Here is a 14,623-nt window from a genome sequence, read left to right as displayed (position 1 = left end):
CCGCGTCCCAGCCGGGATGCCGGGACGGCCCTCAGTCGAACCAGCGGTCCCGTGCCAGCTCCGCCGTGCGGGACGGGTCCTCCAGAAGCGCGGCCACCTCGAAGCGGCGCGGCCACTGGCCCGCGGACCAGGCCAGGCCCGCCGCCACGCCCTCCAGGGTGGACGCGTGCAGGGTGCCGTCGGGTGTGCGCCGCCAGTCCAGCTCCGTGCCGCCCGCGACCAGCTCCTCGTGCTCGACATACGTCGCCGGCGTCGCCGGGCCGAGCAGCACCCGCACCGCCTCCGGCACCTCGTGCTCCTCACCCGGCGTCGTCACCTCCGCCGGGACCGTCTCCGACAGCCGGCGCACCTGGAGCAGCTCCGCGAGGTCCGCCGCACGTACCGGGGACACCGGCAGCAGGGGCAGCCCCGCCGCCAGCGGCAGCAGGTCTGGGGCGTCCGCGATCACCGCGTCCGCCGCATCCACGACGACCACCTCGCCGTCCTCCACCGCCCGCAACTCGTCCGGCAGGGTCACCTGCTCGGGGTCGAGATCGGCCAGCGCGTTGTACAGGCCGTGCACCTGCCGGTCGGTCACCTCCCGGTCGGGGTCGGCGAGCCGGCCCAGCAGCTCCGCCGCACCGCCGGGCTCGTCCAGCAGCGCCGGCACGGACGTCCGTACGCCCAGCGCCCGCAGCACCTGCTCGTCCTCGAAACCGGTGGCGTCCGCCGAGGTGTAGAGGCCCTCCAGCAGCGGGTCACCGCCCGCCGCCCGCAGGCCCGCCGGGCGGCGGCCGTCCAGCACCGGGTGGTCGCGCAGCCACCACGCCGTGTACGGGCGCACCGACTGCGTCGTCCCGTCCGGCAGCAGGATCCGCACCGGCTGGGTCAGCGCGTCCCGCAGCGGCGGCTGCGCCAGCATGGCGAGGGCCTGCGGCCAGCAGCCGTCGTCGACGAGGTCCAGGTCGCGCACGGCCACCAGCTCGGTCGCCACCGGCGGGACGGGCAGGTCCGGCAACTGGTCCAGCACGTCCTCGCACCACACGTCCACCGCGTCCAGCAGCCCCGCGTCGTCCGGCTCGGCGTAGTCGCCCTCCCGCGGCTCCAGTTCGTCCGGGTCCAGGACCACGTCGGTGGCGCGCACCAGCTGGAAGGAGGCCAGCACCCCGCAGGCGGTCAGCGGGGCCCCGCCCCACCGCTCGGCCAGCTCGGCGTCCACGAACGGGACCTCGTCCGCGCGGATGACCGAGGCCAGGGGCGATCCCGGCAGCAGCAGTTCACCCGCGGGAGTCAGCTCCCCGTCCTCGTCCGGCAGGGCCAGCGCGCCGAGCCACGGCTCGTCGCCGGGCGCCAGTTCCGCGTCGCGGACCAGCCCGAGGACCACCTCGGCGAGCTCGTCGGCGTCCAGGGTGTCGGCGTCCTCGTCCCAGATCTCCCCGGCGTCCAGGGACGCGGCCACCGCGGCCCGCACCTGCGGGGTCGTCAGGACCGCGCGCGCCGTCGCCGGGAGAGAGCCGAGCTTCTCCAACAGCGGGTGCGCCGCCTCCGGGTGGGCCACCTTCAGCCCCAGCCGGGCCAGGTCCGCGGGCGTGTCCGCGTACGGGAGCAGGACGTGCCGCGGCCCGATCGTCGTACGGCCGTCGGCGAGCGGCACGGGCAGCCCCGACAGGCGGTCGGGGTCCACCCCGGCGAGGCTGTCGTACAGCCGGTACCACCACTCGGGGGTCCGCTCGATGCCCGCGATCCGCTCGATGGCATCGCCCAGCGGGAGCCGGCCCACGCCCAGGGTGCGCAGCTCGGCGCGACGCTCCAGGCCGGCCGGCAGCAGGGTCGGCAGGACCTCCGCGAGGACCCGTACGGTCTCGGCGCCCGCGCCCTCCACCACCTCGGCCTCGAACGGGCGCAGGGCGCCCCGCTCCTCGGCGTGCTCGGGCGGCGCGGCCGGTGCGAGGAACGCCGTACGCGGCAGCCGCTCCAGCACGGCGGCGCGCAGGGCGCCGTCCAGCTCGCCCTTGCCGAGCGGGCCGGGCACCAGGTCCACGAGCCCGGTGCCCACCGGATCCCAGGCGCCGAGGAGTTCGGCGTAGGCGTCGGCGGCACGCTGCACGAGGAAGTCGGTCAGCGGCCCCGGTGCGGGGTGGCGGCGACTGGTGTCCAGCGGCAGGGTCGCGATGAGCAGTGCCGGGATGCCCAGCGGCTCGTCGGTGGGCGTCGGGGCGTGCACCACGGGTGCGGTGGTCGGGCGCAGCGGGGCGCCGTCGGCGTCGACGGGCACGGCCCACGACACCGCCCAGGCGGGCCGGAGCCGTTCCTCGACGGGCCGGTCGGCGAGCAGTGCCTTCTCGATGGCGCCGCCGTGGCGGACGGTGCGCCAGCGGTTGGTCCGCGTGCCGGAGCCGGTGGTGTCCTCGACGACGGTGTAGGCGCCCTCGTCGCGGCGGGTGAGGGTGCGCGAGCCGGCCCGGGTCTCCACGACGACCTCGCACAGTCCGGGCAGGGTTAGCAGCAGGGCGTCGTCGATGCCCGCGAGGAGCCGTTCGACGAGGTCCTCCGCGGCGGCGTCGCGCAGCGGCAGGACCACGACGGTGTCGTAGCCCTCGGGGGCGGTGCCCTCGGCGGGCAGCGGGAGGCGCAGCAGCGGCACGTGACCGTCGCGGCGGCGCAGTTCGTCGCCGAGGCCGGGGCTGCCGACGGCGGCCTCGCGGGCCAGTTCGCGGGCCTCGGCGAGGGACCAGCGGACCCCGCCGTGGCGGCCGAGCACGGCCGGCTCGTCGCAGACGGCGAGAACGGCTGCGAAGCCGACGCCGAAACGGCCCACGCTCTCCGCGGCGGGTTCCCGCTTGGCGGAGGCGCGCAGGGTGCTCAGGGACTCCACGCCCGTCGCGTCCAGCGGGGCGCCGGTGTTGGCGACGGCCAGCAGCGCGCGTCCGGCCTCGCCCTCGTGGAGGGTGAGCCGCAACCGGCCGGGCGCCTCGGCGCGGGCCGCGGCGTCGGCGGCGTTCTGGGCCAGCTCGACGACGAGCCGGTCCCGGTAGCCGCCGAGCGCGAGGTCCTCCTCGGCGTTGGCGTCCTCGCGAAACCGGGCCGGGCCCGCTCCCCAGGCGTCGAGCACGCCGCGCCGCAGCCGGGCCGTGCCGAAGGGGTCCGTGCCGCTCTGGGCCGCCGTCACTCGCACGCTCACGCCGCTGCCTCCAAGAATCGCCCAACGAACTCCTGAAGGTATCGCGTGGCGGGCCGCGCCTCGCCCCTGAGGTGGGCGAACCCGCGGCGGGCGAACCCGGGGACGCGGGAGCCCCCGGTGACGGGACGTCACCGGGGGCTCCCGCGGTACCGGACGGACTCCGGTCAGAGCTTCTCGATCACGTAGTCGATGCAGGCCGTCAGCGCCTGGACGTCCGCGGGGTCGATCGCGGGGAACATCGCGATGCGCAGCTGGTTGCGGCCGAGCTTGCGGTACGGCTCGGTGTCCACGATCCCGTTGGCGCGCAGCACCTTCGCGACGGCCGCCGCGTCGATGTCGTCCGAGAAGTCGATCGTGCCGATGACGGCGGAGCGCTTGTCGGCGTCGGTGACGAACGGCGTCGCGTACTTGGACGTCTCCGCCCAGCCGTACAGGTGGCGCGCACTGGCGGCCGTACGGCCCGTGGTGAACTCCAGGCCGCCCTGGCCGTTCATCCACTCCAACTGCTGGTCCAGCAGGAAGAGCGTGGCCAGCGCCGGGGTGTTGTACGTCTGGTTCTTCAGCGAGTTGTCGATCGCCGTCGGCAGGGAGAAGAACTCCGGGATGTGCCGGCCCGACGCGTGCACCCGGGCCGCGCGCTCCAGGGCCGCCGGGGAGAACGCCGCCAGCCACAGGCCGCCGTCGGAGGCGAAGGACTTCTGCGGCGCGAAGTAGTAGACGTCCGTCTCGGTGATGTCCACCGGCAGACCGCCGGCGCCCGAGGTCGCGTCCACCAGAACGAGGGACCCGGCGTCCGCGCCCGCGACCCGCCGGACCGGTGCGGCGACACCCGTGGAGGTCTCGTTGTGGGTGTACGCGTACACGTCCACACCCGCCTCGGCCACCGGCTCGGGGTGCGTGCCCGGCTCGGAGGAGATCACGGACGGCTCGTCCAGCCACGGCGCCAGCTTCGCCGCCTTGGCGAACTTCGAGGAGAACTCGCCGAAGGTCAGGTGCTGGGACTTCCGCTCGATGAGACCGGCGGTCGCGATGTCCCAGAAGGCGGTGGAGCCGCCGTTGCCCAGGATCACCTCGTAGCCCTCGGGGAGGGAGAAGAGGTCCCGGATGCCCTGGCGCACCGATCCGACCAGGTTCTTGACCGGGGCCTGGCGGTGTGAGGTTCCGAGCAGGGAGGTACCGGTGGCGGCGAGGGCGTCCAGCGCCTCGGTCCGCACCTTGGAGGGGCCCGCGCCGAAGCGTCCGTCGGCGGGCTTGATGTCAGCGGGAATCTGGATCTCAGCCACGAGCGGAGCGTATCGGGTCCGGAGCCACGCTTCGGAAGCGCGTCCACCGGATGAGACGCGGCGGGACGGTGGCAGGCTGGGCTCCGTGACGACACCCGGTGAAGTCGAGCGGACCTTGCGGGCGGAGCTGCGCGGGGAGGTGGACTTCAGCGCCGCGGCACGCGCCCTCGTGACCATGGACGCCTCCAACTACCGGCGCGTCCCCCTCGGCGTCGTCGCCCCGCGCGACGCCGACGACGTCGCGGCCGCACTGCGGGTGTGCGCCGACGCGGGCGTGCCCGTCGTCCCGCGGGGCGGCGGCACCTCCATCGCCGGGCAGGCCACCGGTGTCGGCGTGGTCCTCGACCTCACCCGGCACATGAACGCCCTGCTGTCCGTCGACCCGGCCGCCCGCACCGCCGTCGTCCAGCCGGGCCTGGTCCTCGACCGGCTGCGGGACGCGGTGCGCCCGTACGGACTGACCTTCGGGCCCGACCCCTCCACCCACTCCCGCTGCACCCTGGGCGGCATGATCGGCAACAACGCGTGCGGCGCCCACTCCGTGGCCTGGGGAACCACCGCCGACAACGTCACCGAACTCGCCGTGACCGCCTACGGGGGCGTGCCCCACCGCATCGGCACCGGCTGGCAGGGCGCCCCGGACGGCCTGCGGGACCTCGTCGGCGCGCACCTCGGCCTGCTGCGCACCGGCATGCCGCCCGCCTTCTCGCGGAGGATCTCCGGCTACGGCGCCCTCGACGCGCTGCTGCCCGAACGCGGTGTGCGGCTCGCACCGGCCTTCTGCGGCAGCGAAGGCACCCTCGCCGTGGTCACCGAGGCCGTGGTGCGCCTCGTCGAACTGCCGCCTGCGCCCGTCCTGGCCGTCCTCGGGTACTCCGACGAGAGCGCGGCGGCGGACGCGGCCGCCGGGCTGCTCCCGTACCGGCCGCTCACGGTCGAGGGCATGGCCGAGGACCTGGTGGGCGGGGCCGCCGGCCCGGCGGGCCGGCCCGCGGCACTGCCCCGGGGGCGGGCCTGGCTGTTCGTCGAGATGCCGGACGAGGGCGGGGCGCGGGCCGTCGCCCGCGGCGCGGACGCACTGGACGTGCTGGTGGTCACCGACCCGGCCCGGCAGCGGGCCTTGTGGCGGATCCGCGAGGACGCCGCCGGCACCGCGACCAGGACGCCCGACGGGCGGATGGCCTGGCCCGGTTGGGAGGACTGCGCGGTCCCGCCGGCCCGGCTGGGCGCGTACCTGAGGGAGTTCCGGTCCCTGCTGGCCGCCCACGGGCTGCACGGCACCCCGTACGGGCACTTCGGCGAGGGCTGCGTCCACGCGCGCATCGACTTCGACCTCGCCTCCGCGGCCGGCCGGACCCGCTACCGGGCCTTCTCCGAGGAACTCGCCGATCTCGTCGTCGCCCACGGCGGATCCCTCTCGGGCGAACACGGCGACGGGCAGGCGCGTGCCGAACTCCTGCCGAAGATGTACGGCGACGAGGTGATCCGGCTCTTCGGCGCCTACAAGGACGTGTGGGACCCGGCGGGCGGGATGAACCCGGGGATGCTGGTCAGGCCCGCCCGGCTGGACGAGAACCTCCGCTTCGAGGTCCTCCCGGCCACCCCGTTCGCCGCCGAGGTCGCACGGTGCGTCGGCGTCGCCAAGTGCCGGACCGGCGAGCCGGGCGGACCGGGCGTGATGTGCCCCTCCTACCGGGCCACCGGCGAGGAACAGCACTCCACGCGCGGCCGCGCGCGGCTGCTCCACGAGATGCTCGCCGGGGAGGTCGTCACCGGCGGCTGGCGTTCGCCGGAGGTCGCCGAGGCCCTCGACCTGTGCCTGGGGTGCAAGGGCTGCCGCAGCGACTGCCCGGTCGGCGTCGACATGGCCGCGTACAAGTCGGAGTTCCTGCACCACCACTGGGCCGGCCGCATCCGGCCGGCGGCCCACTACACGCTCGGCGGCCTGCCGGGATGGCTGCGCCTGATCCACCGCCTGCGGGCGGCGGGCGCCGTCAACGCGGCCCTGCGCCTGCTGCCGGTGCCCGTGCCGGGCCTGGCCCGCGAACGGGCCCTGCCGGAACTCGCGAAGCGGCCGTTCACCCGGGGCGCGGGTGCGGCCGGCCCCGTGTCCGGGCCGGCCGTCGTCCTGTGGCCCGACACGTTCACGGAGTACCTCGCCCCCGAGGTCGGCCACGCCGCGCTCCGGGTGCTCCGGGCGGCCGGCCTCGACGTGACCGTCCCCCGCGGCGGCGGCCGGATCTGCTGCGGCCTGACCTACCTCTCCACCGGCCGCCTCGACCGGGCCCGCAAGGTCCTGCGCCGCACCCTGGACACCCTCGGCGAGGTCGCCGGACCCGTCACCGTCCTCGAACCGAGCTGCGCCGCGGCCCTGCGCACCGACCTGCCCGCCCTGCTCCCCGCCGACCCGCGCGCGGCCCGCCTGGCGGCCGCCGTACGCACCGTCGCCGAGACCCTGGAGGAGTACGCGCCCGGCTGGCGGCCGCCCCGTCTGAACCGTCCGCTGGTCGGCCAGACCCACTGCCACCAGCACGCCGTCCTCGGGGACGGCGCCGACCGCCGGCTGCGCGAGCGCGCCGGGCTCGCCGGGGAGCCGGCCGGAGGCTGCTGCGGTCTCGCGGGGAACTTCGGCTTCGAGCCGGGACACCACCAGGTGTCGGTGGCCTGTGCGGAGGAGCAGCTCCTGCCGTCGCTGCGCACGGCCCCGCCGGGCGCGCTGGTCCAGGCGGACGGGTTCTCCTGCCGGACCCAGATCGCCGAGCTGGGCGGAGTGCGGGCCCGTCACCTCGTGGAACTCCTCGCGGAAGGGCTGGCGGCCGAAGAGTCCCACGGGCCCGCAGCCGGCACGCGGCCCTAACGGGCATGTAAGGAAAGAGAAGCGGCGACACTCCTTACGAGGGCTTAGGCTGGCTGCATGCCCGCACCTTCCGCGTCCCCGACGACCAGCCCCGCCGCCGCACACTCCGCCGACCCCTCCGTCCCAGGGGTCCGGTCCCGTTTCGGCCCGGTGGCACTGGTGGTCTCGGCGGGTGTCTCGGTCCAGTTCGGTGCCGCCCTCGCCGTCATGATCATGCCGAGGGCGGGTGCTGCGGGCGTGGTCACCCTGCGCCTCGCGGCCGCCGCGATCGTGCTGCTGCTCCTGTGCCGGCCGAAGGTGCGCGGGTACACGCGCTCCGACTGGGGCACCGTGGTCGCGTTCGGCGTGGCGATGGCCGCCATGAACGGCCTCTTCTACCAGGCCATCGACCGGATCCCGCTCGGGCCGGCGGTCACCCTGGAGGTCCTCGGGCCGCTGGCCCTGTCCGTCGTGGTCTCCCGCCGCCTGGTGAATCTGCTGTGGGCCGGCCTCGCCCTCGGCGGAGTGGCCCTGCTGTCCGGCCACGGAGGCGGCGGCCTCGGCTTCGGCTCCCTCGACCCGCTGGGCGCGGCCTTCGCGCTCGGCGCGGGCGCCATGTGGGCCGCGTACATCGTGTTCAGCGCGCGCACCGGCCGCCGGTTCCCGCAGGCGGACGGACTGGCCCTGGCGATGGCCGCCGCCGCCGTCCTCTCGCTGCCGCTGGGCGTCTACGAAGCGGGCTCGGACCTGCTGGTCCCGAGCACCCTCGCCCTGGGCGTGGGCGTGGCCGTACTGTCGTCCGTCCTGCCCTACACCCTGGAACTCCTGGCGCTGCGACGGATGCCGGCCCCCACCTTCGCGATCCTGATGAGCCTGGAACCCGCCATCGCCGCCACCGCGGGCTTCCTCGTCCTGAACCAGGCCCTGTCGGCGCTGGACGCCCTGGCCATCGCCCTCGTCATCGCGGCCAGCATGGGCGCGGTCCGCTCCCAGATCGGAAAACAGCCCGGCTGAGGGATGGCCGGCCGCCCGGCCGCCGTCCCCGGAGCCGCCCCCGCGCCCCACTCGTACCGGACCGCCGAGATCCCGTTCCCGCTCCGTCCGGAACCCTGCAACCGGAGCTGTGTTCCGTGCGTCATCTGTGGAGCGTGCGCCCGCCCGGACGGCCGCGGGGGACCGGCTGGGCGGGCGCACGGCATCAGCCGAGGGGGAGGTCCAGGCACGACGGGGTGGCCTCCGGCGAGGTGAAGGCCAGCGTCGCGCGGGGCAGGTTGGCGTCGGCGTAGAACGGGTCGCGGGCGTCGATCACCAGCATCAGACGGTGGCCGCGCCGCACGTCGTACGCCGTGGCCTGGAGCTCGATGTCCGCGCTGATCAGGCTGTCCGGCGGTGACTGGAGGTCGCTGAACGGAGCGTGGGTGATGAGGTGGGCCGTGCCGTCCGGGCCCGCATCGAAGAGGTACGCGACGAAGGTGGAGCCCGGGTTCGCGGCCCGGTAGGTCACGCGGAGCCGGGGCGTGCCGCGCAGTCGGACGGTCTCCGCGGCCGGTTCGGCCGTCCAGACGGCGGCGACCGTGCGGTCGATCCCCTCGGCCGGGTAGGCCTTCGGGCGGCCGGCCATCTCCGCGTACCCGGACGCGACGACGCTGTCGGCGACGGTCGCCGGGGTGTCCATCCCGCACAGCACGGTCGCCGTCCATCCGGCCACCGTCTCGGGCCCGAGCCCGCCGTCGCCCGCGAGGTAGAGGCGGTGCAGCCGTTCGGTGGCGGAGGGCCAGGTCGGGCGGGGTTCGAGGGTTCTGCTCCACATGACCTCGCCGAGGAACTGCCCCTCGCCGTCGATGCCGTTGTCGATGCCCTTGAGGTGGTGGTCGAACCAGCGGTGGGCGTCGGTCCAGATCCGGTTCGGCAGGCCGAGGACGCCCGCCGTCTCGGGGCCGGAGTGGTCCCCGACGGAGACGGCGAGCCGCTTGGGCCCGGTGAGCTCGTTGAACATCCTGAGGGTCTGGTTGAGCGGGAAGAGAGTCTCGTGCCAGGCGTGCGAGAAGAAGACCGGAACCCGGCGGCGGTTGAGTTCCTTGACGTGGGTGAGGGGCGAGCGGACCTCGGCCCACCGCAGGACGCCCCGGATGTCGCTGCCGGTCAGCAGGTGGTCGAAGGCGCTCCGCGTCTGTGGGCTCAGCCGGGCCTTCGCCGCCGCTTCGAGCAGGGCCCGCACCGCTGCCACGTGCCGGGTGGAGTTCTCGTGGAAGGCCTCGCCGAGGTCGCCCCAGCTGCTGAGTGCGACCACGGCGTCGACCCGGGTGTCGTGCGCGGCGACCAGCTGGCCGATGCCCGAGCCGTACGAGGCACCGAGGAAGCCGACCTTCGTCACGGGGCCGGTGCTGCGCTCGATCAGGTGGTCCAGGGCGCGGCTGCCGTCGGCCACGTCGAGCGGGCCGGCCACGTCGACCTGTCCCTCGGAGCCGCCGAAGCCGCGGGCCGAGTAGGCGATGACGTCGTAGCCGCGGGCCGCGAACAGCGTGGCCTGCACGGCGTAGACGAGCCAGCCCAGGCTGGTCCAGGGCGAGGGCATGACGATCATCGGGCGGGGCCGGATCCCGGTGTGCCGCCACAGGGCCGCGTCGAGGAGGTCGCCGTCGGCGCCGGTGACCTTGCCGCGGGTGAAGACGCTGCGGGCGCGGGCCTCGGCGACCCCGGCGGCGCGGGCGGGCGGCAGGCCGGTGACGTCGCCGCTCTCCAGCGCGGAGACGAAGGCGCCGAGGGCGGTCGCATCGAGTTCGGGATAGAGGGAGAAGGAGGGTCGGGCGGCTGGGGTCACGTCAGTTCATCCTCTTCGTCGAGTGACACGAACGTGGTCGCCCGCCCGGGCCCGGAGCGGAGCGTTCAGTATCGACGGGACATCCGGTGACGTTTCGCGGGTTTCCGGCTTACGGCCTGAATCGCCCTCCGTGCTCTCCGGCGCGGTCGCGCCGTGAGACCTGCACTCCGTCCCGGTGTGGATCAACTGCCCGCGGATTCAACTGGTTTGGGTCGGGTGGCGAGAAGACGCCACTCGGCGAGGGTCGCTCGAAAAATCATGCAAGCGTGCTTGATTGTTTTCTTGGCTGCTGCCAGTCTTCCCCTCACGCCGAGAAGGGGAGCGCATCGTGCCCGATTCGTCCACCGCCGCCGCCGTCGACGACGCCGTCGCCGTCTTCACCGATCTGCGCGAGGAGGGACGCGAACTCGACGCCCTCGTGGAGCGGTTGCCCGCCCCCCACTGGGCCCGGCCCACTCCCGCGCCCGGCTGGACCATCGCCCACCAGATCGCCCATCTGCACTGGACCGACCGGGCCTCGCTGCTCTCCCTCACCGACGCCACCGGCTTCGGCGCCATGGTCGAGGAAGCACTGAAGGCCCCCGACTCCTTCGTCGACGACGGCGCGCGCGAGGGCGCGGCGCTGCCGCCCGCCGAGCTCCTCAGCCGCTGGCGGGACACGCGCGACGCGCTTGCGCAGGCCCTGGCCAGCGCCTCGTCCGACACCCGATTCCCCTGGTACGGGCCGCCCATGAAGGCCGCCTCGATGGCCGGCGCCCGCCTGATGGAGACCTGGGCGCACGGCCAGGACGTCGCCGACGCGCTCGGAGTGCGCCGCACCCCGACCGCCCGGCTGCGCCATGTGGCGCGCATCGGCGTACGAGCCCGCGACTACGCCCACGCCGTACGCGGACTGCCCGCGCCCGAGGGGGAGTTCCGGGTGGAGCTGGCCGCCCCCGACGGCGCGCGGGTCTGGGCGTACGGGCCGCCGCAGGCCCCGCAGCGGGTCACCGGCCCGGCCCTCGACTTCTGCCTGCTGGTGACCCGGCGCGCCCACCGCGCCGACCTGGCCCTGACGGCGACCGGCCCGGACGCCGAGCGCTGGCTGGACATCGCCCAGGCCTTCGCCGGACCTGCGGGAGCGGGGCGCGAGCCGGGCGCCGGACCGGACCGGGGGACCGCCTGATGAACCGGCGGCCGCTGCGCATCGGCAACGCGTCCGGTTTCTACGGGGACCGCTTCAGTGCCCTGCGCGAGATGCTCACCGGCGGTCCCCTCGATGTGCTGACCGGGGACTACCTGGCCGAGCTGACCCTGCTGATCCTGGGCCGGGACCGCCTGAAGAACCCCGACCTCGGCTACGCCAAGACCTTCCTGCGCCAGTTGGAGGAGGGCCTCGGGCTCGCGCACGAACGGGGCGTACGGATCGTCACGAACGCGGGCGGCCTCCATCCGGCCGGACTCGCCGACGCCGTGCGGAAACTGGCGGCCACGGTGGGTGTGCCCGTCTCCGTGGCCCACGTCGAGGGCGACGACCTCACCGCCCGCCAGGACGGCGCCCTGACGGCCAACGCCTACCTCGGCGGCGCCGGGATCACCGCCTGCCTGCGGGCCGGCGCCGACGTGGTCGTCACCGGCCGGGTCACGGACGCCGCACTGGTCAGCGGCCCGGCGGCCTGGTGGTTCGACTGGACCCCGGAGGACCACGACCGGCTGGCGGGAGCGGTGGTCGCGGGCCATGTCCTGGAATGCGGCACCCAGGCCACCGGCGGCAACTACTCCTTCTTCACCGCCCACGACGTCCAGCGCCCCGGCTTCCCGCTCGCGGAGATCTCCGAGGACGGCTCGGCGGTCATCACCAAACACCCCGGCACCGGCGGAGCCGTCACCACCGGCACCGTCACCGCCCAACTCCTCTACGAGACACAGGGCATCCGCTACCCGGGCCCGGACGTCACGGTCCGCCTGGACACCGTCCGGCTGACCGGCGACGGCGTCGACCGCGTACGCGTCACGGGAACGCGCGGGGAGCGCCCGCCCGCCACCCTCAAGGTGGGCGTGACCCGGCTCGGCGGCTGGCGCAACGAGGTGGTCTTCGTCCTCACCGGCCTCGACATCGAGGCGAAGGCGCAACTGGTCCGCTCCCAGCTCGCCGAGACCCTGGAGGGCGTCGCCGACGCCGTCTGGACCCTGGCCCGAACCGACCACACGGACGCCGACACGGAGGAGGCGGCGAGCGCCCTGCTGCGCCTGGTGGTCCGCGACCCGTCCCCGGACCGGGTCGGCCGGGCCCTGACCTCGACGGCCGTCGAGCTCGCCCTCGGCAGTTACCCGGGCTTCCACGTCACGGCCCCGCCCGGCCCGGCCCAGCCGTACGGGGTCTTCTCCTCGGTCTTCGTCCCCGCGGATCAGGTCCCGCACACCGCGGTCCTCCCGGACGGCACCCGGATGCCGATGACCGTCCCCGTCCCGGCCCCACCGGTGTCCGAGGCACGACGGTCCGGGGGAGGGGCCCCCACCGCAGACGGGCGAGGGCCCTCCGAAGAGGCCGGGGCCGCAGCCCCCGCCGGGTGCCGGGCGGAGTCCCGGGAGACCGTCCGCGCCCCCCTCGGCGTGCTGGCCGGGGCCCGCAGCGGCGACAAGGGCGGCGACGCCAACGTCGGAGTCTGGGTCCGCTCCGACCCTGCCTGGGACTGGCTGCGCGACACCCTGACCGTCGACCGGTTCCGGGCCCTGCTCCCCGAGACCCGCGGCCTCGCCGTGCACCGGCACGAACTCCCGGGACTGCGTGCCCTGAACTTCACGGTCACCGGCATCCTCGGCGACGGTGTCGCCTCCGGCCACCGCTTCGACCCCCAGGCCAAGGCCCTCGGCGAATGGCTGCGCGCCCGCCACCTCGACATCCCCGTCCACCTGCTCCCGCCCCCGGAGGGGACCGGCCCATGACCCGTCTGCGCACCACCGTCGACCCGCACGCCCCCGAGCACACCAGGGCCCGCACGGCCGCGCTGGAGCGCCTCGACGCCCTCGGCGCCGAGCACGCCAAGGCCCTGGAGGGCGGCGGGGACAGGTACACGGCCCGCCACAAGAAACGAGGCAAGCTCCTGGCGCGCGAACGCGTCGAGCTGCTCCTCGACCCCGACACGCCGTTCCTGGAGCTGTCCCCGCTCGCCGCCTGGGGCAGCGACTACCCCGTCGGGGCCTCCATGGTCACCGGCATCGGCACCGTCGAGGGCGTCGAGTGCCTGGTCACCGCCAACGACCCCACCGTCCGCGGCGGCGCGAGCAACCCCTGGACGCTGAAGAAGGCGCTGCGGGCCAACGAGATCGCCCGGCAGAACCGCCTGCCCGTCATCAGCCTCGTGGAGTCCGGCGGGGCCGACCTGCCCTCCCAGAAGGAGATCTTCATCCCGGGCGGCGCGATCTTCCGCGACCTCACCCGGCTCTCCGCGGAGGGCATCCCGACCGTCGCGGTGGTCTTCGGCAACTCCACCGCCGGAGGGGCGTACATCCCCGGCATGTCCGACCACACCATCATGATCAAGGACCGGTCGAAGGTGTTCCTCGGCGGCCCGCCCCTGGTCAAGATGGCCACCGGCGAGGAGAGCGACGACGAGTCCCTCGGCGGGGCCGACATGCACGCCCGCACCTCCGGACTCGCCGACCACTACGCCCTCGACGAGTACGACGCCATCCGCCAGGCCCGCCGCATCGCGGCCCGCCTGAACCACCGCAAGCCCCACCAGGACCCGCCCAAGGCCGAGGAGCCCCTCTACGACCCGGAGGAGCTCCTCGGGATCGTCCCGCCCGACCTGAAGACCCCCTTCGACCCCCGCGAAGTCATCGCCCGCATCGTCGACGCCTCCGACTTCGACGAGTTCAAGCCGCTCTACGGCACCAGCCTCGTCACCGGCTGGGCCACCCTGCACGGCTACCCGGTGGGCATCCTCGCCAACGCACAGGGCGTGCTGTTCAGCCCCGAGTCCCAGAAGGCCGCACAGTTCATCCAGCTCGCCAACCAGCGCGACATCCCGCTCCTGTTCCTCCACAACACCACCGGCTACATGGTCGGCAAGGAGTACGAGCAGGGCGGCATCGTCAAACACGGCTCGATGATGATCAACGCCGTCTCCAACTCGAAGGTCCCGCACCTGTCCGTGCTCATCGGCGCCAGCTACGGCGCGGGCCACTACGGCATGTGCGGCCGCGCCTACGAGCCCCGCTTCCTCTTCGCATGGCCCAGCGCCAAATCCGCCGTCATGGGCCCCCAGCAGCTCGCCGGAGTCCTCTCCATCGTGTCCCGGCAGTCCGCCGCCGCCAAGGGACTTCCCTACGACGAGGAACAGGACGCCGGCATGCGGGCCTTCGTCGAGGCGCAGATCGAGTCCGAGTCCCTCCCGATGTTCCTGTCCGGGCGGCTCTACGACGACGGCGTCATCGACCCGCGCGACACCCGTACCGTCCTCGGCCTGTGCCTGTCGGCCGTCCACAACGCCCCCGTCGAGGGCGCCCGTGGCGGCTTCGGCGTCTTTCGGATGTGAGCC

8 protein-coding genes are annotated in these 14,623 nt (G+C 74.6%); 5 read left to right on the top strand and 3 right to left on the bottom strand.

Annotated elements, in window-relative coordinates:
• Positions 1-31 precede the first annotated feature (31 nt).
• Positions 32-3,160 (bottom strand): sacsin N-terminal ATP-binding-like domain-containing protein, encoded by a 3,129-nt coding sequence (locus R4Z63_RS13625; protein WP_172671365.1) that lies wholly within the window; start codon positions 3,158-3,160, stop codon positions 32-34.
• Positions 3,161-3,324: 164 nt separating this feature from the next.
• Complete coding sequence (gene serC / locus R4Z63_RS13620) at positions 3,325-4,443, bottom strand: phosphoserine transaminase (RefSeq protein WP_037924827.1); 1,119 nt, start codon at positions 4,441-4,443, stop codon at positions 3,325-3,327.
• An 85-nt stretch (positions 4,444-4,528) separates the two neighbouring features.
• Between serC and R4Z63_RS13615 the strand changes: the two genes are divergently transcribed.
• Together R4Z63_RS13615 and R4Z63_RS13610 are read left to right on the top strand one after the other, a co-directional pair.
• Positions 4,529-7,300 (top strand): FAD-binding and (Fe-S)-binding domain-containing protein, encoded by a 2,772-nt coding sequence (locus R4Z63_RS13615; RefSeq protein WP_384447718.1) that lies wholly within the window; start codon positions 4,529-4,531, stop codon positions 7,298-7,300.
• A gap of 57 nt (positions 7,301-7,357) precedes the next feature.
• Positions 7,358-8,293, top strand: coding sequence for an EamA family transporter (locus R4Z63_RS13610; RefSeq protein WP_384447715.1), 936 nt, complete (start codon positions 7,358-7,360; stop codon positions 8,291-8,293).
• Positions 8,294-8,477: 184 nt separating this feature from the next.
• On the opposite strand, the gene R4Z63_RS13605 is transcribed toward R4Z63_RS13610, so the two are convergent.
• A complete protein-coding gene (locus R4Z63_RS13605; RefSeq protein WP_384447712.1) occupies positions 8,478-10,100 on the bottom strand; it encodes a CocE/NonD family hydrolase in 1,623 nt (540 codons plus the stop codon).
• 328 nt (positions 10,101-10,428) lie between these two features.
• Between R4Z63_RS13605 and R4Z63_RS13600 the strand changes: the two genes are divergently transcribed.
• The 3 genes from R4Z63_RS13600 to R4Z63_RS13590 are packed head-to-tail and all read left to right on the top strand — an operon-like array spanning position 10,429 to position 14,620.
• Positions 10,429-11,265, top strand: a complete 837-nt coding sequence (locus R4Z63_RS13600) for a TIGR03084 family metal-binding protein (RefSeq protein WP_384447709.1) — start codon at positions 10,429-10,431, stop codon at positions 11,263-11,265.
• Positions 11,265-13,025: an acyclic terpene utilization AtuA family protein gene (locus R4Z63_RS13595; protein ID WP_384447706.1), complete on the top strand. Its 1,761-nt coding sequence runs from the start codon at positions 11,265-11,267 to the stop codon at positions 13,023-13,025. Before R4Z63_RS13600 ends, R4Z63_RS13595 begins: the two co-directional genes overlap by 1 nt.
• On the top strand, positions 13,022-14,620 hold the full coding sequence (locus R4Z63_RS13590; RefSeq protein WP_384447703.1) for an acyl-CoA carboxylase subunit beta: 1,599 nt from the start codon (positions 13,022-13,024) through the stop codon (positions 14,618-14,620). The genes R4Z63_RS13595 and R4Z63_RS13590 overlap by 4 nt, the downstream gene beginning before the upstream one ends.
• Positions 14,621-14,623 lie beyond the last annotated feature (3 nt).

It is taken from the genome of Streptomyces sp. PL-29, assembly GCF_058344425.1.
This window is presented reverse-complemented; position numbering and strand designations above follow the sequence as displayed.